Source organism: Ralstonia sp. 110700041-2 (genome assembly GCF_056280165.1).
This window is the reverse complement of the sequence record NZ_JBSFAI010000005.1, coordinates 65467-86972: the sequence shown is the minus strand read 5'-3', so window position 1 is coordinate 86972 and position 21506 is coordinate 65467. Positions and strand designations below refer to the sequence as shown.

General features: G+C 63.7%; 17 protein-coding genes and 1 tRNA gene. 11 read left to right on the top strand and 7 right to left on the bottom strand.

The window, feature by feature from the left end:
- Positions 1-32: 32 nt before the first annotated feature.
- Positions 33-3464 carry a transcription-repair coupling factor gene (gene mfd / locus ACUXH0_RS08785; protein ID WP_024972650.1) on the bottom strand — a complete coding sequence of 1144 codons (3432 nt, stop codon included), beginning with the start codon at positions 3462-3464 and terminating at the stop codon, positions 33-35.
- Positions 3465-3635: 171 nt separating this feature from the next.
- Here mfd and ispD point away from each other — a divergent pair, with 171 nt between their 5' ends.
- Both ispD and ispF read left to right on the top strand, forming a co-directional pair.
- Positions 3636-4394: a 2-C-methyl-D-erythritol 4-phosphate cytidylyltransferase gene (gene ispD, locus ACUXH0_RS08780; RefSeq protein ID WP_182593911.1), complete on the top strand. Its 759-nt coding sequence runs from the start codon at positions 3636-3638 to the stop codon at positions 4392-4394.
- A complete protein-coding gene (gene ispF / locus ACUXH0_RS08775; RefSeq protein ID WP_182593910.1) occupies positions 4391-4897 on the top strand; it encodes a 2-C-methyl-D-erythritol 2,4-cyclodiphosphate synthase in 507 nt (168 codons plus the stop codon). The genes ispD and ispF overlap by 4 nt, the downstream gene beginning before the upstream one ends.
- A gap of 81 nt (positions 4898-4978) precedes the next feature.
- Here ispF and ACUXH0_RS08770 read toward each other — a convergent pair whose 3' ends face one another.
- The 4 genes from ACUXH0_RS08770 to ompR form a co-directional block, all read right to left on the bottom strand.
- A complete protein-coding gene (locus tag ACUXH0_RS08770; protein ID WP_012435873.1) occupies positions 4979-5500 on the bottom strand; it encodes a carboxymuconolactone decarboxylase family protein in 522 nt (173 codons plus the stop codon).
- An 80-nt stretch (positions 5501-5580) separates the two neighbouring features.
- Positions 5581-6129 (bottom strand): peroxiredoxin, encoded by a 549-nt coding sequence (locus tag ACUXH0_RS08765; protein WP_004627068.1) that lies wholly within the window; start codon positions 6127-6129, stop codon positions 5581-5583.
- A gap of 283 nt (positions 6130-6412) precedes the next feature.
- Positions 6413-7774, bottom strand: a complete 1362-nt coding sequence (locus tag ACUXH0_RS08760) for an ATP-binding protein (protein ID WP_004627065.1) — start codon at positions 7772-7774, stop codon at positions 6413-6415.
- Between the two features lie 33 nt (positions 7775-7807).
- On the bottom strand, positions 7808-8530 hold the full coding sequence (gene ompR, locus ACUXH0_RS08755) for an osmolarity response regulator transcription factor OmpR (protein ID WP_004627064.1): 723 nt from the start codon (positions 8528-8530) through the stop codon (positions 7808-7810).
- Positions 8531-8720: 190 nt separating this feature from the next.
- On the opposite strand from ompR, the gene ACUXH0_RS08750 reads away from it, so the two are divergent.
- From ACUXH0_RS08750 to ACUXH0_RS08740, 3 genes are all read left to right on the top strand, one after another.
- On the top strand, positions 8721-9167 hold the full coding sequence (locus ACUXH0_RS08750; RefSeq protein WP_012435871.1) for a hypothetical protein: 447 nt from the start codon (positions 8721-8723) through the stop codon (positions 9165-9167).
- A 70-nt stretch (positions 9168-9237) separates the two neighbouring features.
- Positions 9238-10863 (top strand): DUF1800 domain-containing protein, encoded by a 1626-nt coding sequence (locus ACUXH0_RS08745; RefSeq protein WP_182593909.1) that lies wholly within the window; start codon positions 9238-9240, stop codon positions 10861-10863.
- 25 nt (positions 10864-10888) lie between these two features.
- Complete coding sequence (locus tag ACUXH0_RS08740) at positions 10889-12073, top strand: DUF1501 domain-containing protein (RefSeq protein ID WP_004627057.1); 1185 nt, start codon at positions 10889-10891, stop codon at positions 12071-12073.
- Here ACUXH0_RS08740 and hpnD read toward each other — a convergent pair whose 3' ends face one another.
- Positions 12074-12907, bottom strand: a complete 834-nt coding sequence (hpnD, locus tag ACUXH0_RS08735; protein ID WP_182593908.1) for a presqualene diphosphate synthase HpnD — start codon at positions 12905-12907, stop codon at positions 12074-12076. It abuts the gene before it with no gap.
- A 185-nt stretch (positions 12908-13092) separates the two neighbouring features.
- Between hpnD and ACUXH0_RS08730 the strand changes: the two genes are divergently transcribed.
- From ACUXH0_RS08730 to ACUXH0_RS08720, 3 genes are all read left to right on the top strand, one after another.
- Entirely contained in the window at positions 13093-14301 is a 1209-nt protein-coding gene (locus tag ACUXH0_RS08730; protein WP_182593907.1) for an efflux RND transporter periplasmic adaptor subunit, read from the top strand.
- Positions 14302-14343: 42 nt separating this feature from the next.
- A complete protein-coding gene (locus ACUXH0_RS08725; RefSeq protein WP_004627051.1) occupies positions 14344-17463 on the top strand; it encodes an efflux RND transporter permease subunit in 3120 nt (1039 codons plus the stop codon).
- A 150-nt stretch (positions 17464-17613) separates the two neighbouring features.
- A tRNA-Leu gene (locus tag ACUXH0_RS08720) sits at positions 17614-17700 on the top strand.
- 23 nt (positions 17701-17723) lie between these two features.
- Here the strand turns inward: ACUXH0_RS08720 and ACUXH0_RS08715 are convergent.
- Positions 17724-17909 carry an integrase gene (locus ACUXH0_RS08715; RefSeq protein WP_257019871.1) on the bottom strand — a complete coding sequence of 62 codons (186 nt, stop codon included), beginning with the start codon at positions 17907-17909 and terminating at the stop codon, positions 17724-17726.
- On the opposite strand from ACUXH0_RS08715, the gene ACUXH0_RS08710 reads away from it, so the two are divergent.
- The 3 genes from ACUXH0_RS08710 to ACUXH0_RS08700 all read left to right on the top strand — a co-directional run bounded on the left by ACUXH0_RS08710 (position 17908) and on the right by ACUXH0_RS08700 (position 21471).
- A complete protein-coding gene (locus ACUXH0_RS08710; RefSeq protein ID WP_004627049.1) occupies positions 17908-18045 on the top strand; it encodes a hypothetical protein in 138 nt (45 codons plus the stop codon). The two genes, ACUXH0_RS08715 and ACUXH0_RS08710, sit on opposite strands and share 2 nt — an antisense overlap.
- Before the next feature lie 605 nt (positions 18046-18650).
- Positions 18651-20057 (top strand): cytochrome-c peroxidase, encoded by a 1407-nt coding sequence (locus tag ACUXH0_RS08705; RefSeq protein ID WP_182593906.1) that lies wholly within the window; start codon positions 18651-18653, stop codon positions 20055-20057.
- A 37-nt stretch (positions 20058-20094) separates the two neighbouring features.
- Complete coding sequence (locus ACUXH0_RS08700) at positions 20095-21471, top strand: porin (RefSeq protein WP_004627043.1); 1377 nt, start codon at positions 20095-20097, stop codon at positions 21469-21471.
- Positions 21472-21506 lie beyond the last annotated feature (35 nt).

Here is a 21506-nt window from a genome sequence, read left to right as displayed (position 1 = left end):
TTTCCTTGTTCTGACGGGCTGATCCTACTGGATCACGTCAATTGCCGCATGGCGTGGCGAATGGTCTGCGCCAGCGCGGCGAATTCGACCGGAATGTTCTCGATACGCAGCCGATCTTGCCCCGCCAGCTTGATCTGCCGGTTCTTCTGCACGAGATCGATGATCTTGATGGCGTCAACGGGCGGGTTCGGGATGAACTGCAGCGTGACGGCGTTCGCGCCGGTGTCGATCTTGCGGATGCCCAGCGGCGCGGCGGCAATGCGCAGTCGGTGCGTTTCGATGAGCGATTGCGCCTGCGGCGGCAGCTTGCCGAAACGGTCGATCAGCTCCTCCTGGATATTGTCGATCGTCTCGCTGCTTTCGCAGTTGGCCAGGCGTTTGTACAGCGACAGGCGCTCCTGCACATCGCCGCAATAGTCCTGCGGCAGCAAGGCCGGCGTGCCGAGGTTGATCTCGGTCGTGGCCGCAAGCGGCGCCATCAGATCGGGTTCCTTGCCGGCCTTCAGTGACTTCACTGCCTGGTTGAGCATGTCGGTGTAGAGCTGGAAGCCGATCTCGGAAATCTCGCCCGATTGCTTGTCGCCCAGTACCTCGCCGGCGCCACGAATTTCGAGATCGTGCATTGCGAGATAGAAGCCCGCACCGAGTTCTTCCATTTGCTGAATGGCTTCAAGCCGGCGCTGTGCCTGCTTGGTCAGGCCGTCTACGTCATGCACCAGCAGATACGCATATGCCTGGTGGTGCGAGCGCCCGACGCGACCGCGCAATTGATGCAGTTGCGCCAGGCCGAACTTGTCGGCACGGTGGATGAGGATCGTGTTTGCGGTCGGCACGTCGATGCCGGTTTCGATGATCGTCGTACACAGCAGGATGTTGGCGCGCTGGGCCACGAAATCACGCATCACGCGTTCCAGTTCGCGTTCGTGCATCTGGCCATGGGCGACGACCACGCGCGCTTCCGGAATCAGCTCTTCGAGCTTGGCGCGCTTGTTCTCGATGGTCTCGACCTCGTTGTGCAGGAAATAGACCTGGCCGCCACGTTTCAGCTCGCGCAGGATGGCCTCACGCAGCACGCCATCTTCCTCGCGGCGCAGGAACGTCTTGATGGCCAGCCGCTTTTGCGGCGCGGTGGCGATCACGGAGAAATCGCGCAGGCCTTCCAGCGCCATGCCCAGCGTGCGGGGGATCGGCGTGGCGGTGAGCGTAAGAACATCCACCTCGGCGCGCAGCGTTTTGAGCGCTTCCTTCTGGCGCACGCCAAAGCGATGTTCCTCGTCGATGATGACGAGCCCCAGGCGGTCAAACTTCACGTCCGGCGAGAGCAGCTTGTGTGTGCCGATCACGATGTCGATCGTGCCGGCGTTGATGGCTGCGATCGCACCGTCGATTTCTTTTTTGTTCTTGAAGCGCGAAATCTCGGCAATGCGCACCGGCCAGTCGGCAAAGCGGTCGACCAGCGTCTGGTAATGCTGTTCGGCCAGCAGCGTGGTCGGGGCCAGGATGGCCACCTGCTTGCCACCCATGACCGCCACAAACGCGGCACGCAGCGCGACTTCCGTCTTGCCGAAGCCGACGTCGCCGCAGACGAGCCGGTCCATCGGCTTGCCCGACGTCATGTCGGCGATCACCGCCGCGATGGCGGCGGCCTGATCGGGAGTTTCCTCAAAGCCGAAGCTCTCGGCGAACGTCGCGTAGTCCTCGGGCGTGAGCGGGAATGCAAAGCCCTGGCGCAATGCGCGCCGCGCGTACAGGTTCAGCAGTTCAGCCGCCGTATCGCGAATCTGCTGCGCCGCCTTGCGCTTGGCCTTTTCCCATTGGCCGGAGCCGAGCGAATGCAGCGGCGCGGTTTCCGGATCGGCGCCCGAGTAGCGCGAGATCACGTGCAACTGATGCACCGGCACGTAGAGCTTGCTGCCCTTGTCGTAGTCGAGGTGCAGGAATTCTTCCTCGCCGTTACCCATGTCGATGGACACCAGCCCCTGGTAGCGCCCGATGCCGTGCTCGCTGTGCACCACCGGGTCGCCGATCTTCAGCTCGGCCAGATCGCGCACCATTGAATCGACGGCGGTGGCCTGTTCCTGCTTGCGGCGACCTGCGCGGCGCACGGTCTGCGCATACAGCTCGGTCTCGGTGATGAGCGCGATGCGTTCGTCGCCGAGGATGAAGCCCTGGTACAGAGGTGCCACGCCCAGCACGAACTTGGCATCGCCGCTCATCAGGTCGGCAAAGTCCGCGACGCCTTCGGGGTGCAGGCCGCTGGCGGCAAGCATTTGCGCAAGCGTTTCGCGGCGGCCTGCGGATTCGGCGCAGATCATCACGCGGCAGTTGCTGCGCATCAGGAACGATTCGAGATTGACCAGCGGGTCTTCCGCGCGGCGGTTGACGGCAACGTTCGGCAACGGCAGCGAAAGCGGTGCATCGCCGGGCTCGGCGCGCAACACCAGACGTGCGTGCGGCTTGGCGGCGACGAAGAACGCCTCTTCATCCAGATACAGCGCCGACGGCTGTAGCAGCGGGCGCTCGCGGTCGTGGCGCATGAAGTTGTAGCGCTGCGTGGTGTCGGCCCAGAAGCGGCGCACCGCGCCTTCGATGTCGCCCACGAAGGCAAGATGCGTGGTGCCCGGCAGGTAGTCGAACAGCGTCGCGGTCTCGTCGAAGAACAGCGGCAGGTAGTACTCGATGCCGGCGCTCGGCACGCCGTTGCCGATGTCCTTATAGATGGGCGAGCGCGTCGGGTCCCCCTCGAACACCTCGCGCCAGCGTCCGCGGAAGGCAGTGCGCGAGGCCTCGTCCATCGGAAATTCGCGGCCCGGCAGCAGGCGGACTTCGTTCACCGGGTAGAGGCTGCGCTGCGTGTCTGGGTCGAACGAGCGGATCGTCTCGATTTCGTCGCCAAACAGGTCCAGCCGATACGGCAGCGGAGAGCCCATCGGGAACAAGTCGATCAGGCCGCCCCGCACGGAGTATTCGCCTGGCCGCATCACGGCGCTGACGTGCTCGTAGCCGGCCAGCGTGAATTGCGCTTTCAGCGCCGCCTCGTCCAGCTTTTCGCCCTTTTTGAAGAAGAACGTGTAAGCGGCGAGGAATGATGGCGGCGCCACGCGCTGCAGCGCCGTGGAGGCAGGCACGAGCAGGATGTCGCACGCACCGTTCTGCAGGTCATGCAGCGTCGCCAGCCGCTCGGAGATCAAATCCTGGTGCGGCGAGAAATTGTCGTACGGCAGCGTTTCCCAGTCCGGCAGCAGCTTCACGCGCGCCTGCGGGGCAAACCAGCGTAGCTCCTCCGCCAGGCGCTGGGCATCGACGGCATTGGCGCAGACCACCGCCAGCATCGGCGCCGCGGCGCGATGCTGCTCCAGGTAGCGTGCCAGCAGCAGGGCATCTGCCGCGCCCTGCAGGCCGCTGAAGACGAAGCGCGCGCCCGGTTTGACGGCGGGCAGGGCGGAGAGCGAAAAATCGGACATGAGGCGTGAGGTTGTGTGGGGCACGACTGCAAGACAAAGCACGACACCCCGCCGGCATGTGCAGGCGGGGTGTCGCGACGCAGAGCGCTATTATAAAATCCGCGCCAGCCGCGCGCTTGGGCGGGCCAAAACCACGCAAATGCTGCGCCCACGTTCACTTTCCCGCCTCTCATGTCGATTTCACACCCTGGCCGACGCCGTTTTGCGCTGATTCCCTCGGCCGGCACCGGCTCCCGCGCCGGCGGCGATCTGCCCAAGCAATATCAGGTGATTGCCGGGCGGCCGATGTTGTGGCACACGGCGCAGGCATTCCTGGCCAGCCCCGAAATCGACACCGTGCTGGTCGTGACAACGCCCGGCGCACAGCCGCTCGTGCAGCGCTTTCCCGAGGGCGGTTTCGACGCGCCCAAGCTGGTGGAGGTCGATTGTGGTGGCGATTCGCGCCACGCATCCGTCACGCATGGGCTGGCGGCGTTGCGTGGTCTCGGTGCGCACGATGACGACTGGGTGCTCGTGCATGATGCGGCGCGTCCGGGCCTGACGCCCGCACTGGTCGCGCGTTTGGTTGCGGCCGTGGAGGCCGGAGGCACGCAAGCTGCGGGAGGCATCCTTGCGCTACCCGTGGCAGATACGCTCAAACGTGCCGATGCGGCTCAGCACATCAACGCCACCGTGCCGCGCGATGGCCTGTGGCAAGCGCAGACGCCGCAGATGTTTCCGCTTGGCCTGCTGGAGCGCGCCTTGCGGGAGGCGCTGTTGCAACAGCGCATCGTCACCGACGAAGCCAGCGCCATTGAAGCCGCCGGTCACCCGCCGCTGCTTGTGCCGGGGGCGCTGCGCAACTTCAAGGTGACGTATCCCGACGATTTCGCACTCGCCGAGGCCATCCTCGCGCAGCGCGCACAACCCAACGAGGCATCGCAAGCATGAACTGGATGGACATCCGCATTGGCCAGGGCTACGACGTGCATGCATTGGTAGAGGGGCGCAAGCTGATCCTGGGTGGCGTGGAGATTCCGCACACACGCGGTCTGCTCGGCCACTCCGACGCCGATGCGCTGCTGCATGCGATTACCGATGCGCTGTTCGGCGCCGCCGGCCTGGGCGACATCGGTCGGCACTTTCCAGACACCGACCCGGCCTTTGCCGGCGCCGACAGCCGCGCGCTGCTGCGCGAAGCCGTGCGCCGCGTGCACAAGGCCGGTTATGCGGTCGGCAATGTCGACGCCACCGTCATCGCGCAGAAGCCCAAACTCGCACCACATGTGCCTGGCATGGTTGCCAACTTAGCGGAAGACCTCGGCATTGCGCCCGAGCGGTGCAACGTCAAGGCCAAAACGAACGAGAAGCTCGGCTTCGAAGGCAAGGAGGAAGGCATCGTCGCGCAGGCGGTGGTGTTGATCTATCGCGCAGAAGCCGCCGAGCAGGACTAAGTCCGCGTCGCCATCACGCGGAGGCAAGCGGCAGCACCGGGGCGATCCGGGCTGCCGTTTTCGTTTGCTGAACTGGTGCGGCTATTCGGCCGCGATGACTTGCGCTGCCGCGTTGATGACGGCCGCGATGCGACCAACGTCGCGCAATTGCTGCGCGCTCATGCCCTGGTGATTCTTCAGCAAGTCGTAGTGCGATTTGATGCAGAAATGGCATTTGCCGATGATGGACGCGGCCAGGGCGTACATCTCAAACCGGCGCTTGTCGACGCCGCCATTGTTGGCGTAGGCGTTCATGCGCAACTCCGCTTTCTGCTGCGCCAGGTCGGAATCGTCGGCCATCTCGACGTACGGATACCAGACGTTGTTCATGCCCATCAGGGCAGCCGCGGTCAGCGCGCCGTTCACCTCCTCGGGCGACAGCACACCGGCATTGCGGATGGCGTCGGTCAGCACCTTGCTCTTCGTGGCAAAAGCGGCCGCCAGCGCGACGCCCACCGCGTCATTGCCCTCCAGCGAGGAGCGCGCGATCGTGCCATCCAGGTTCAGGCGGATGTCCTTGGCGTAGTCGGGAATCCGACCCTTGATCGTCTGCAGAAATTCCATCGATGTCTCCTGTCAGCGGCGGCTGAAAAAGAAAGCCCGCGCAGGGGCGGGCTTCGGCTTCGGAGGGCGCCGCGTGGCCGTTACAGCGTCGCACCGCCGACTGCGCGGTTGCACGGGCACAACTCGTCCGTCTGCAGGCCGTCGAGAATGCGCAGCACTTCGTCCGGGTTGCGACCCACGTTCAGGTTGTTGACCGACACGTGCTGGATGACGTTGTCCGGGTCGACGATGAAGGTGGCGCGCAACGCAACGCCGGCCTCATGCTCGCGTACGCCAAGCTGGTCGACCAGGGCACCCGTCGAGTCGGCAAACGACCATTGGTTGAGCTTGTTCAGGTCTTTGTGCTCGCGGCGCCATGCGAGCTTGACGAATTCATTGTCGGTCGAGCCGCCGAGCACGATGGTGTCGCGGTCGGCAAAGTCATCGTTCAGTTTGGCGAAGGCAACGATCTCGGTCGGGCAGACGAACGTGAAGTCCTTCGGATAGAAAAAGATGACCTTCCATTTGCCCGGGAACGAGGTCTCGGTGATGTCCTCGAACGCCGACTCGCCGTTCTCTTCGTGATTGTTGAACCCGGGCTTGACGCCGACGACCTTGAACGGTTCGAGCTTGTCGCCAATGGTCTTCATGAGCTTCTCCTGGAGTTGTGTGGCAATGGGTACGAAACCCAAACGGGGACTTGCAGACACACGCTCACCGGCCGTCCGGTCCGACTGGAGGATGTTCGGACGGAGACGAAGAACGCGCAGGCGCACAGCCTCGCGGCTGGAGTATTGGCGATGAATTCAAAACCGGCCAATTGATATTCTCAACGCCAGCCATAGCGCTGCCCGCCGCCGCACCTTATCGGCGACGCATGACAGTCGTGGGAAGCAGGGGATATGCCCGGGAGAGGCGGCGCAGTGTGCCGGATCAGGCGCGCGCGTAGCAGGCGCTGACGAGCAGTCCCGTTTCGGGCGGTGTGCGGTTCTCAAGCACGAGGCGGCCGCCGCTGCGCTGCAGGATGCGATTGACGATCGACATGCCCAGCCCGGCGCCCTTGGCTTCGCTGCGTGCCGATTCAAGGCGGTAGAACGGCCGGGTGAGCAATGCAAGCTGGTTGGCCGGCACACCTGTACCGCGATCGGCCACGCACAATACAACCTCGTTGCCTTGCAGGAACGTGCTGACGGTGATCTCTGCGCGGTTCGTGCCGGGGGTCTTGCCGTAGCGGCGTGCGTTTTCGATCAGGTTGTCGAGAATGCGCTGCGTTTCCATGCGGTTGCAGCGGGCGATGGCCTCGGGCGCGAGCTTGAGTGTCAGGTCGATATCGTCATGCGCAGAGTAGACGGGCGCCGTGTCGCGCACGAGTTCGGTCAGGTCCACGTCCTCGAGCATCTCCCCGCTGGGGCGCGCGTAGTCCAGGAACTGGCCGATGATCGCGTCCATCTGTTCGATGTCGGCCACCATCAGTTCGCGTGTCTGCTCGTCTACGGGGCTCATCTCGGTTTCCAGGCGCAGGCGCGTAAGGGGCGTGCGCAGGTCGTGCGAGATGCCGGCCAGCATGACGGCGCGATCGGCCTCGAGCTGCTTGAGGTCGCGCACCATCTGGTTGAAGCTGTGATTCGCCTGCGCCACTTCGGTGCCGCCGCCTTCGGGCAATGCCTTCGGGTCCTCCCCGGCGCTGATGGCGCGCGCTGTATCGGCCAGGCGCTTGAGCGGCTGGTTCACGCGTGACGTAATGAACGCCGCGCCCAGCACCGACAGCACCAACGCCGCCATCGACCACCACAGCCATTGCAACCCCGGCACGTGCTCGAAACGGTCCGGGCTGATGGCGACCCAGTAGTCGTCGCCCTCGATCTGGAAGCTCACCCACACGCCCGGGATGTCGTTGACGGCCGTGGCGATCACCGCGTCGGCCCCGAGCCGGTTGCGGATCTCCTGCTGGACAAGCTGCGTCAGGTAAGGGTTGGTGTGCGGCTCCCGGTATTCGTCTTCCTTCTCGCGCGGGTAGACCTTGATGCCCTCGTTCTGCACGAGATCGAGCAGCAGGAAGCGGCGTCTCGACGGATCCGAATACAGCAGCGCCGCCCGCGTGAGCTTGACCACGCTGACCACCTGCATGGCGATCTGCTGCGCGCGCGGTTCACGCTCGAAAATACGGAAGCTCTGGAACCACACGCCCAGAGAAATCGCGATGAGCAATGCGATCAGCATGAAGGTTCGCCAGAACAGCGAACCAAACACACTGATCAGCAGATGCCGCAACGCGGCCGGACGCGGGATGCGCAAGTCGGATGCGGAAGAGAAAGGTTGCTCGGGTGCTTACTTGGCGCCGTCGGGAATGAACACGTAGCCCAGGCCCCACACGGTCTGAATGAAGCGCGGGTTGCTGGCGTCAGGTTCAATCAGCTTGCGCAGACGCGAAATCTGCACATCAAGGCTGCGATCGAACACTTCGTATTCGCGGCCGCGCGCCATTTCCATGAGCTTTTCGCGCGATAGGGGTTGGCGCGGATGGCGTGCAAACACCTTGAGCACCGAGAATTCACCCGTCGTGAGCGTGATCTCTTCGTCGTTTTTCTTGAGCGTGCGCGTGGCCAGGTTGAGAACGAAATCGCCAAAAGCGAACGTTTCCGGCGTCTCGGACGGCGCACCCGGGATTTCGGCGGGGCCGCGGCGGCGCAGCACGGCGTGGATGCGCGCAATCAGTTCGCGGGGGTTGAACGGTTTGGGGAGGTAATCGTCCGCGCCCATTTCAAGGCCGACAATGCGGTCGACGTCTTCGCCCTTGGCGGTGAGCATGATGATCGGCGTCTGATCGTTCGCGCCGCGCAGGCGACGGCAGATCGACAGGCCGTCTTCACCGGGCATCATCAGGTCGAGCACCAGCAGGTCGAAGCGCTCGCGCAGCCAGAGTTTGTTCATGGCCGTGGCGTTTTCCGCCACCAGCACGGTGAAGCCCTGTTCCCCCAGGTAGCGGCGCAGCAGGTCGCGCAGGCGGGGGTCGTCGTCGACGACGAGAATCTTTTGACCGGAATTTTCCATGGCGCTTATGGTAACGACAAAAACATGGGCCCAATCGACAACAGGAGGCAGTAAAAGCCCAATTGAAACAGACGGTTACATTATTTACCGAGTCGCGCGAACAGTCTGTAGGACGCGCAGCTACACTGCCTTGGCAGTTCCTCGCAACGGTTTGGGGTCTGTTTCCCCCTGCGGAGGGGACTGGCGTGCAATGCGGTTGCCTGTTATCGATTGTCGCGCAATGATGCATGGCGCATCGGTTTCCAGCAACAAAGACGTGGCTTCTCAACTTCCTTTTTCGAATCGCTCGGTGATGTTTCGGCGGCGCGCGGCGCTGTTGACCTGTGTTCTTGCCCTCTGTGCGGCCGGCTCGCAGGCGCACGCGCGCAGTGAACGCGGTGGCTTTGGCGGATTCGGCGGTTTTTTCGGCGGCGGACATGCAATGCAGACCGGCGCGCAGGAGAAAAAGGGCGGGCAGGGTTCGGCGCACGGCCGAGGTGGCGAGGAACGCAGCCGCCGCGCCGCAGCGATGGAGAACCGCCGTGGAGAGAATGCCGATCGTGGGTCTGCGCAACGCAAGCTGTCTCCCGAGGAACGCAAGCAATTGCGTCAGAACATCTATGACGTCACGCGGGATATCTACCACCGTGGCGGCTAGGTAGGGGGCCGAGGAACGGCGCACGAGTCGCTGCCCCGGCAAAGCAGTAGGGTCGTTTCGGGGGGCCGACATGCGAATCCGTAGCACCACGATCTTCTTGGCGCTGGCAGCCGCCGGCGCGCTTTCACTGCAGACCGCGCATGCGGCAACGCAGGACAAGCCGCATCGCCACACCGCGCAAGCCAAGGCGCCAGCCGCCGACGAGCAGCGCCTGGACCGCGACGATGCACGCTATTTCCTCACCCGCATCGGCTTTGCGCCTTCCGAGAGCGAACTCGACGCCTACGCCGGACTCACACACCGCGAAGCCGTCGACCGCGTCCTTGCCCAGACGGGCACCGTTGCCACGCAAGCGCCCCCAGCGTGGGTGAACGAGCCGATCGTCCCCTACAACAAGCTACCCGACGAAGACGCCCGCAAGGCGGCGCGCCAGAAGAATGCCGCGCACGAGCTGGAATTGCGTGCCTGGTGGATGGGCGAGATGATCAAGACGCCGTCGCCGCTGACAGAGCGCATGACGCTGTTCTGGCACAACCATTTCGTTTCCAGTTCGCAGAAGGTGCCGTTCGCGCAATTGATGTATCGGCAGAACGTGCTGCTGCGCCAGAACGCGGTGGGCAACTTCGGCACGATGCTGCACGCCATCGGCAAAGACCCGGCGATGCTGATCTATCTGGATGGCGCCGAGAGCCGCAAGGGCAAGCCGAATGAGAATTTCGCACGCGAGGTGATGGAGCTGTTCACGCTCGGCGAGGGGCATTACACCGAGCAGGACATCAAGGAAGCTGCGCGCACCTACACGGGCTGGAGCATCGATCGCGAGCACGATTTCGCCTACGTCTGGCGGCCGCAGATTCACGACACGGGCGTGAAGACGGTATTCGGCCAGAGCGGCGATTACGACGGCGACCAGATGCTCGACATCCTGCTGTCTCGCCCAGAGACGGCAAACTTCATCGTCACCAAGCTCTGGCGCGAGTTTGTTTCGCCTGACGTGGACGCGGCCCAGGCGCTGCGCGTGGCCGATGCGTTCCGGGCAAGTGGCTATGACATCAAGGTGGCGTTGCGCGGGGTGTTCCTGACGCCGGCGTTCTGGGCGCCGCAATCGCACGCGACGCTCGTGAAGTCCCCGGTGGAAATGATTGTCGGCACGCTCAAGCAGTTCAACGTGCAGTACACCGACCCGACGCCATTTGCGATCAAGTCTGCGCAGCTGGGGCAGAACCTGCTGGCCCCGCCCAACGTGAAGGGCTGGCCCGGCGGCGATGCGTGGATCAACTCAACCACGCTGCTGGGGCGCAAGCAGTTTCTCGATCAACTCTTCCGCTCGACGGAGATGAAGGCACCGTCAGCGCAACAGCAGGCCCAGCAACAAAAGGCCGGCGTGATGATGGCTGCCATGCGCGAAGATCTGAAGCAGGGTGGCACCGTGCAGGGCCTGGGCCAGGCGCTCAAGGGCATGGGGCAGGAGGGGCGCTTCAAGCTTGCGCAGTCGCAGACGATGGTGTCGTTCAACTCGGCCAAGTGGCTGGCGCAGTTCGGAGCGGATGGCGATGATCCGCCGCAACTGGCGCCGCGCATTTCGATCCAGCGTGCCGTGTTGCCCATCGAGCCGACTGCGCCGATTCCCGTCAAGCTGGCCGGTACGGCGTACCTGCGCACGCTGATGATGGACCCGGCTTACCAGTTGAAGTAACGCCACCGCCGCAGGAGCACACATCATGGAACGTCGCAATTTTCTGAAGGCCGGCGCCATGCTCGGCATGGGTGGCGCGGTCCCGGGGATTGTCTTTGCGCAAGGGCAAGACAAGCGCAAGGGCTACGGCAACCTGCTCATCCTCATCGAACTCAAGGGCGGCAATGACGGGCTGAACACCGTGGTGCCCTACACGAGCGCACAGTACTATGCGCTGCGCCCGCGCATCGCCATCAAGCGGGAGCAGGTGCTGCAACTGGATGACCGCTACGGTCTGCATCCGTCTTTGCAGGCGATGATGCCGCTGTGGCAGGCGGGGGAATTGTCGGTGGTGCAGGGGCTGTCATATCCGCAGCCGAATCTTTCGCACTTCCGCTCGATCGAGATCTGGGACACGGCGTCGCGCTCCGACCAATACCTGCGCGAAGGCTGGTTGACGCGTGCGTTTGCCGCACAGCCGGTGCCGCCATCGTTCGGTGCAGATGGCGTAATCATTGGCAGCGCCGATCTTGGCCCGCTCGACGGCGGCGCACGTGCCGTAGCGCTCGCCAATCCCGATGCGTTCCTCAACGAAGCCAAGCTGGCGATGCCTTCGCACGCGATGGGCAACGCCACACTCGCGCACGTGCTGAAGGTCGAGGCTGATATCGTCAAGGCGGCCGACGGACTGCGTCCGAAGTCCGGCAAGTTCGCGTTCCAGACGCATTTTCCGGACGGCGGGTTCGGTAACTCGATCAAGGCGGCGATGCAGGTGGTGGCAGCACCGGGCCATGGCGGCGCAGACGTCGCCGTGGTGTGCCTGTCGCTCGGTAGCTTTGATACGCATACCAATCAGCAAGGCACGCAGGCGAACCTGCTGCGGCAGTTGGGCGAGGGCATCGCTTCGCTCAAGAGCGCGTTGACCGAGTTGGGCCGCTGGAACGACACGCTGATCGTCACGTATTCGGAGTTTGGCCGCCGCCCGCGCGAAAACATGAACAACGGTACGGATCACGGCACGGCTGCCGCGCATTTCGTGGCCGGTGGCCGCGTCAAGGGCGGGCTGGCCGGGCAGGGGCCGGTGCTGGAACGCCTGGACGGCGGCGGCAATCTCGACCCGTCGGTCGATTTCCGCTCGCTTTATGCCACGGTGCTGGAGCGCTGGTGGGGGATGGATTCGCAGCCGGTGCTGGCAGGGCGGTTTGCGCCGCTGGATCTGATCAAAGCCTGATCAACCGCGGATCTGCGTCTTCCAGGCCAGCCAGAGCTTGCGCAGCGGCGTCAGGTCCGTACGCTGCGTGAGCACCTGGAAGCCGTCGGCTTCCACCTCGTCGAGCAGGCGCATGGCCAGCACGCCGCGAATCAGCGCTGAACGCTGCGCGCGGCGATCTTCTGCCGGCAGCGCGGCAAGTGCTTCCTTGTAGGTCGCGCGGGCACGCTCGGCCTGAAATGCCATCAACGGCTTAAAGCCCTCTGCATACCGGCGATTGAACAGATCGGCGGCGGGTACGTTGAACCGCTGCAGCTCGTCCACGGGGATGTAGACGCGGTTATGGCGCACGTCTTCGCCCAGGTTCCTGACGAAATGAACGAGCTGCTCGGCGAGTGCCATCAGCCGCGCGAATTCCAGCGTGCGCGCATGCGTCTGTCCGGCAATGCGAGCCGTCAGCCGGCCTGCCACGCCCGCCACCTGATCGCCGTGGCGGCGCAGGTTGGGCCAATCCAGATAGCGGTTTTGCATGGCGTCAGCCTCGACGCCGGCCAATAATTCGCCCAGATGCACGGCGCCGATATCGTAGCGGGCCAGATGCGGCTGCAATGCCTTCGCCGCGGGGTGCTCAGGGCCGCCCTCGAACAGCCGCGCAAGCTCCTGCCGCCACCACTGCAGCTTCGATTGCACGACCGCCGGATCGCTCGCGTCGCGTACGGCGTCTTCCAGCTCACGGCGCACGGCTTCCAGCGCGATGGTCGCGCGGCGGCGTTCGGGCGCCAGAAACAATACGCTGTAGTACACGTCGCTGCCGGGCGGTGCCGCTTTGTCGGCGCAGTAATCGTCGGGGGTCACGGGGAGGCCGTTCTGGTGAGGTTTGAAGCAGGGCGGCCATTCTACAGCGCGTTGCGGTGCAGCATGCCGTGAAGCCTTGCCTGGGCATCTGCCAAGAAAAGTCAATCAGACGCGGCCGTGTCGTTGACCCTGCGCATTGCCGTGGGTATATTACTGACCGGTCAGTTATTTACTGAGAGCGTGTCATGCCAGCGTTGCGTTTGCCGTACCCGCATTCCGACTTCACCGGTTTCTCCGACACGCGATCTCGGCCGCGCTGGCGTTCATTGCCGATGGCGGCATCGGCGGCCTTGCTGATCGGCGCGGCGCTGCTGGCCGGCTGCAGCAAGGAGCCGCCCAAGGCGGTCGACGTACGCCCCGTGCGCACCATGACGGTGAGCAGCGAGCAGGGTGCCGGCACGGCGGAGTTCTCCGGCGACGTCCGCCCACGCATTGAATCTCGCCTGGGCTTCCGCGTGCCCGGCAAGATCGTTGCCCGGCTGGTGGACGTCGGTGCCACGGTCAAGAAAGGCCAGGTGCTGGCGAGGTTGGACCCCACGGATCTGGCCCTCGCCCAGCAATCGGCCCAGGCGCAGTTATCGGCGGCCAAGACCGACCGCGATCTGGCCGCCGCCGATCTCAAGCGCTACTCCGAACTGTTCGCCAAGGGCTTTATCAGCGCGGCGGAGCAGCAACGCCATCAAGCCAACTATGACGCCGCACAAGCCCGCTACGAGCAGGCCGGAGCTGGCTATCGCAACCAGGTGAATCAAGCCGGCTATGCCACGCTCGAAGCCGACGCCGATGGCGTGGTGACGGGCGTCGACGCCGAAGTCGGACAGGTGGTGTCCGCAGGCCAACCGGTGGTGCGCGTGGCGCAAACGGCAGAGAAGGAAGTCGTGGTCGGCATTCCTGAGGATCAGGTGGACACGCTGCGCAAATCGCCCGAGGTGAGCGTGAAGCTGTGGGCCGATCAGTCGCGCAGCATTCCGGCCAAGGTGCGCGAGATTGCGCCGGCAGCCGACCCGGTCACACGCACGTACACCGTCAAGATTTCGGTACCGAATCCACCGCCGGAACTCAAGCTTGGCATGACCGCAGCGGCCACCTTTGTGCGGCCCGGCGGCGGTGGCGATAGCGGCGGCATGGGCGTGCGGGTGCCGATGAGCGCGCTGCTCCAGGATCAAGGCAAAAACGTGGTCTGGCTGTACGACGCCGCATCGCAAACGGTGAAGCCCGTGCCGGTGACGGTGGGCGCGCCGCGCGACAACGTGCTACTGGTGACGAGCGGCCTGCAGCCCGGCCAGACGATCGTGACCGCTGGCGTGCACTTGCTCAAGGCAGGCCAGAAGGTGATGCCGATGGCGCCGGCCGATCAGCCGTCGGCGCAGTCCGCCATCACGCCGCGCCGGTAAGCCGCATCCGGCTCCCGCCCCAACACGCCAACCTTCGCGCGTATGGAACATTCCCGTTTCAACCTGTCACGCTGGGCGCTTGAACATCAACCGCTCACGCGCTTCTTGCTGGTGGCGCTGTTACTCGGCGGCATCTTTGCGTATTCCAAGCTGGGGCAGGATGAAGATCCGCCCTTCACCTTCCGGGCGATGGTCGTGCAGGCCTTCTGGCCCGGCGCCACGGCCGAGCAGATGTCGCGCCAGGTGACCGACAAGATCGAGAAGGCGCTGCAGGAAGTGCCGTACGCCTGGAAGATCCGCAGCTACTCCAAGCCCGGCGAAACGCTCGTCACCTTCCAACTGGCCGACACGTCGCCCGCCAAGGAAACGCAGCAGCTTTGGTACACCGTGCGCAAGAAGGTGGGCGATATCGCGCCGACGTTGCCGCAAGGCGTGCGCGGGCCGTACTTCAATGATGATTTCGGCGACGTGTATGGCTCCATCTATGCGCTGTCCGCCGATGGCTTCACCTACCGCCAGCTCAACGACTACGCCGATGCGATCCGCCAGCAATTGCTGCGCGTGCGCAACGTCGCCAAGGTCGAATTGCTCGGCGACCAGGACGAAAAGATCTACATCGAGTTCCAGCAGGCGAAGCTGTCGCAGATGGGGCTCGACATCAACAGCATCGCCACGCAGATCGGCCAGCAGAACAACATCGGCCCCAGCGGCGTGCTGGTGACGCCGACCGACAACGTGCAGATTCGCCTGTCAGGCCAGTTCTCGGACATCCGCGATCTGGAGAACCTGACGCTGCGCGGCCCCGGCGGCACGACCAATATCCGCCTCGGCGACATCGCCACGGTCAAGCACGGCTACGTGGACCCGCCGCACGCCAAGATGCGCTTCAACGGCAAGGAGGTGATCGGCCTGGGCATCTCGATGACCAAGGGCGGCGACATCATCCAGCTCGGCAAGGACTTGCGTGCCACGGTTGACAAGATCCGCGCCAAGCTGCCGATGGGCATCGAGATGCAGCAGGTGCAGAACCAGCCGAAATCGGTGCAGAGTTCGGTGGGCGAGTTCGTGCACGTGCTGATCGAGGCGGTGGTGATTGTGCTGGGCGTGAGCTTTCTCTCGCTCGGCTTGCACACCAAGCCCAAGCTGCGCATTGATGTGTGGCCGGGGCTGGTGGTGGGCCTGACGATCCCGCTGGTGCTGGCGGTGACGTTCCTGTTCATGAACATCTTCGACATCGGCCTGCACAAGATTTCGCTCGGTGCGCTGATCATCGCGCTGGGTCTGCTGGTGGACGACGCGATCATCGCGGTCGAAATGATGGTGCGCAAGCTGGAAGAGGGCTTCTCCAAGATGGAGGCCGCCACCTTCGCATACACCTCGACCGCCATGCCGATGCTGACCGGCACGCTCATCACTGCCACGGGGTTCCTGCCCGTGGGGCTGGCGCGTTCGACGGTGGGCGAATACACGTTCGGCATCTTTGCGGTGACGGCATTGGCGCTGGTGCTGTCGTGGTTTGCAGCGGTGGTGTTTGTGCCGTATCTGGGCTTCCTGCTGCTGCGGACCCAATCACATGTGGATGGCGGTGTGCACCACGAGCTGTTCGACACGCCGTTCTACAACCGATTCCGCGGCTGGGTGAACTGGTGCGTGGAGTACCGCAAGACGGTGATCGTCATCACGCTGGTGGCGTTTGGGCTTGGCGTGTTCGGCTTCAAGTATGTCGAGAAGCAGTTCTTCCCCGATTCCAGCCGCCCAGAGCTGATGGTCGAGCTGTGGTTGCCCGAAGGCTCCAGCTTCAACCAGACCGAAACCGAAGCCAAACGCTTTGAAGCCCTGATGCGCAAGGAGCAGAACGTCGACAGCGTGACGCTGTTCATCGGCTCCGGCGCGCCGCGCTTCTACCTGCCGCTGGACCAGATCCTTCCGCAGACCAACGTGGCGCAGGCCATCGTGATGCCCACTTCGCTGGAGGCGCGCGAGGGAGTTCGGCAACACGTCATCGGGTTGCTCAAGTCGCAATTCCCGCAGTTGCGCGGCCGCGTGAAACTGCTGCCGAACGGGCCGCCAGTGCCGTATCCGGTGCAGTTCCGCGTGATGGGCCCGGACATTGGCGGGGTGCGCAAGATTGCCGATCAGGTCAAGGCCATCATGAGCGCCAATCCGAACACCGTCGGCGTGAACGACAACTGGAACGAGAACGTCAAGGTGCTGCGCCTGGACATCGACCAGGACAAGGCGCGTGCGCTGGGTGTGTCGACCGGTTCCATCTCGCAGGTGACGCAGACGGTGATGTCCGGCGCGCCCATCGCCCAATACCGCGACGGCGACAAGCTGCTCGACATCGTGATGCGTCCGCAGGAAGACGAGCGCAACACGCTCGACGCGCTGCAGCGCGTGCAAGTCCCGACCAGCAGTGGCCGTACGGTGCCCCTGACGCAGGTGGCGCGAGTTGGTTTTGCGTGGGAACCCGGCGTGATCTGGCGTGAGAACCGCGACTACGGCATCACCGTGCAATCCGACGTGGTGGACGGCGTGCAGGGCCCGACCGTGACCGCGCAGATCAACCCGTTGCTCGACAAGATTCGCGCGGACTTGCCGCCGGACTATCAGATCAAGATTGCCGGTGCGGAAGAGGAGAGTGCCAACGCGGGTGCGTCCATCGCTGCGCAGATGCCGCTGTGCATTTTCATCATCTTCACGCTGCTGATGCTGCAGCTGCACAGCTTCTCGCGCTCGGTGATGGTGTTCCTGACCGGGCCGCTGGGGTTGATTGGCGCGGCAGCCACGTTGCTGCTGCTGCGCGCCCCGATGGGCTTTGTCGCGCAACTTGGCATTACTGCGCTGATCGGGATGATCATCCGCAACTCGGTCATTCTGGTGGACCAGATCGAGCAGGATGTGGCGGCCGGCGTGCCGACGTGGAATGCCATCGTCGAGGCGGCCGTGCGTCGTTTCCGGCCGATCATCCTGACTGCGGCGGCGGCGGTGCTGGCAATGATTCCGCTGTCTCGCAGCGTGTTCTGGGGCCCGATGGCCGCCGCCATCATGGGTGGCCTGATCATCGCCACGGTCTTGACGTTGCTGTTCCTGCCGGCGCTGTATGCGGCGTGGTTCCGCGTTAAGCGGCCCGATGCGCAAGCGGTCGCCCCGACGGTCTGACGTTTGCGCCCCGGCAGCCGGTGCGAGGGAGGGGGAGTCGACCCCCTACACCACGTCAAATCGGGTAGGGATGGAAACCCCCGAACGACTGCGATATAATCGCGGGCTTCCTTTCCGGCGCCCCTGCTCAGGGGCGCCGCGATCCATCCGGCGAGGGTGGCGAAATTGGTAGACGCACCAGGTTTAGGTCCTGACGCCAGCAATGGTGTAGGGGTTCGAGTCCCCTCCCTCGCACCAAAAATCCCTTTAAAATCAACGGTTTAATTTTTCGGGTTGGCGAAAATCCAGCCGCTTTTTGCCAGTTTGGCGTCCGATTTGCCAGCATTTCCGGCGAACTTTTCCACCGCCCTGGAACCGGCCTCGGCATCCGCTGATGGCATCCACCGGCCGTAGACGCGCGCGATCATCGTCCAGTCCGCGTGGCCCATCTGCTTTGCGACCCACATGGGGTGTTCGCCGGCAGAGAGCATCGTCAACGCATGGGTGTGCCTGCCTGACAGTGGCAAGGCCAAAGCCGGGCAGAGCAAAGCCAAGAAGGCGGCCAAGGCGACCAACCTGGTCATTCCGGCGCAGCCCAAGTAACGAGACCCCGCGCGTTCGCAATTGCGGCCGCATCCAAACAGCCCGCCACCCAGCGGGTTTTTTCATTTCCACGCCATGAACCAACAATCCTTCAGCAAGGCTGCAGCCTCGCCGCCTGCGCTCGCCTGTCCATGGAGGGCGCAGAGCCACCCCGCGCGCTGGGCAGTCGCCAAACAAGCAGTGGGCGCATGAATGGCAGAGCAAACGGGTTGGGGCGCACTGCTGCGCGTGGTTGCAGCAGGCGGCCCAACGCTGGATGGGAGGCCGCAAAGAATGACGATCAGCCAAAACGACGTGCTCACAGCCATTGACATCGTGGCGCTTGTGGCCAGCGGGATGTGGAGAAACTGAGGTATCTGCAGGGGAGGGAGGGGCGCTTGCTGCAGCCGGAGTTTGCGTTCCACAGGTGCCAGTGAGGCGCAAATTGTGGGTGCAAGGTGGGCGGCGCCCACGAAACGAACGTGCGTGGGCCGCGCTCGGGCGACCTCTCGAAAAAAATGCAGGTGATTTCCTTTGGACATTCGCATAGAATGCGAACGCGAATTGTTCCTATTACCATTAATTGAGCCGCCTTAGTAGGCTAAAGAGCTTGCCGCGTCAGGGAAATGAAAGCAGAGAAATGTGGAGGAAGCAGCGCACAAGCCCGACTGTGGCGTGCGGCTCGCTTGGTGCTGTCGGCTGCGGCGTCCGCCGCGCTGGTGTCGGGATGCGGCGGTGGTGGAGATAGCGCTAGCACGTCATCCCCCGCGGCAACAGATGGCCTGTCGCCCATGGCGCAGGTCGGCAAGCAAATCTTTTTCGATCAGACGCTCTCGGCCTCGGGCAAACAGTCTTGCGCGTCGTGCCATGACCCGGCGCGCGGTTTCACTGATCCGAACAATCTGGCCGTATCGATCGGCGGGCCGAATTCCGATTTGCCCGGCCTGCGAAACACCCCGTCGCTAAATTACGCTTCGTTCACGCCGAACTTCAAGATCGACAGTACCGGCAAGGCTTCCGGCGGTTTCTTCCGCGATGGTCGTTCGGCATCCTTGGCGGATCAGGCGCAGCAGCCGTTCACCAACGCGTTTGAGATGGCCAACCCCTCGGCCGACGATGTTTTCAAAACGCTGTTGACGCGCCCTTACCTAGAACAGTTCAAGGCCGTGTTCACCCCCGCCGGCATCCAGGACAGCGCGAACGCGATGCAGAGCATTGGCCGTGCGCTGGCGGCCTTCCAATCTGAAGACCCGAGCTTCCACACCTTCGACAGCAAGTTCGACGCCTACCTCGCCGGCAAGACAAACCTGACGGATGCCGAGACGCGCGGCCTGCTGCTGTTCAACAACCCGACCAAGGGCAACTGCAACGCTTGCCATATCTCCACAGGCAAGGGCAGCACGCCGGCGTTGTTTACCGATTTCACGTACGACAACGTCGGTATCCCGCGCAACTGGAGCATCGCCGCCAACCAGGAAGGCACCACGCTGCCGTACGTGCCGAAGAACGGCCTGGCGCTGGGCAATCCGAACTACAGCTATTACGACCTCGGCATCTGCGGGCCGCTGCGTACCGACTTCCGCGTAGGTGGCTCGACATGCGGCAAGTTCAAAGTGCCGACGCTACGTAACATCGCGCTGACGCCACCGTATTTCCACAACGGCGTGTTCCAGACGCTGGATCAGGTGGTGGCGTGGTACATCACGCGCGATACCGACCCCGGCCGCTGGTACGTCAAGGCCGACGGCACACCCGATGTGCCATACAACGATCTGCCGGCCGCCTTCGATGCCAACGTGAACGTGGCCGAAGTGCCATACAACCCCGGCACCGCGCCGTCGCTGACGAACCAGGAGATGAGCGATCTCGTGCATTTCCTGTGCACGCTCACCGACGGATTTGATCCGGCCAACCCGTCGGCCTATCGCGTGCCAGCGCAATGCAGTTCCACCGCAGCCAGCGTGGGTGCCGCCCGTATCCAGACCGTCTCTGCCAGCGGAGCCACGCAGAGCAAGACGGCAACAAGCAAGTAAGCCAATTCAAAATTTCAAGACCAGGGAGCGTCACAGCATGAAACGAACCGCCTTGTCGGTAGCCGCCGCCATTGCGCTGATGGGGGCCGGCGCAGCCAATGCCGCCACCACCGCGCAACTCGAACAGAAACTCGACGCCATGGCCGCGCAGATTGAAGCGCTCAAGGCCGAACTGAAAGAGGTGAAGGCGCAGAACGCGACGCTCGCCACGCAGCAGCAGACGCAGGCGAAGGCACAGGCACAGCAAACCGCGGCCCTGCAAGACGTGCAGCAGACCGTGCAGACGGCACAGCTCGCCTCGACCAGGCCGTCGCCGCTGGACAACCTCACGCTGTGGGGCTACGGCGAAGCCAACTACAGCCGCCCGACGCGCCGTTCCGAAGACACCAAGTTCGATCTCGCGCGCGCAGTGTTCGGTATCGGCTACAAGTTCGACGACAAGACGCGCTTCAACTCCGAATTCGAGATCGAGCACGCCATCACGTCGGCCACCGACTCGGGTGAATTCGAAGTCGAGCAGTTCTACATCGACCACAAGCTGACCGACAAGATCGGCCTGAATGCAGGCCTGTTCCTGATCCCAGCGGGGTTCATCAACCGCAACCATGAGCCGACCAACTACTACGGCGTGCATCGCAACTTTGTCGAGACGCTGATCATCCCGAGCACGTGGCGTGAGGGCGGTCTCTCGCTGTACGGCGATACCGATTTCGGCCTGAACTGGAATGTGGGTCTGACTACCGGGCTGGACCTGGCCAAGTGGAACTTCAACCCGGAGAACCCGCTGTTTAAGTCCGCGCTGGAGATGCAGAACAACGCCATCGCCCCGATGCAGACCTCGCACCAGGAACTGGGGCTGGCCAACGCCAAGAACCTGTCGCAGTATGTGGCGCTGAACTACACCGGTATTTCGGGCGTAACGCTGGGCGGCTCGGTCTTCACGGGCAAGAGCAGCCGGTCGAGCACGGAAGCCGTACTGCCTGAACAGCGCGCCACGCTGTACGAAGCGCACGCGCGCTGGACACCGGGCAAGTGGGATCTGTCTGCCCTGTATGCACGCGGTACGTTCAGCAACACCGCTGCCGCCAATCAGCTGAACCCGGGTGCCGCCAACCCGATGCCGGCGGCGTTCTACGGCTGGTATGCACAGGCGGCCTACAACCTGTGGCAGAAGGGCGACTACCGCTTCGCGCCGTTCGTCCGCTATGAACGCTACAACATGGCCGAGAAGTACGAAGGTCTGGCTCCGGGCTTCACGATGCCTGCCGGTTGGCCCTCGCTGTCGGACACCGTGTACACCATCGGCGCGAACTTCTATCTGAACCCGAACGTGGTCTTCAAGGTGGACTACCAGCGCTTCAAGCAGAACCGCGATTTCTCGCGTGTGGATCTGGGCCTGGGCGTGTCGTTCTAAGCCGCGGGAGCGGCAAATCCAAGGAGGTGCAAGCC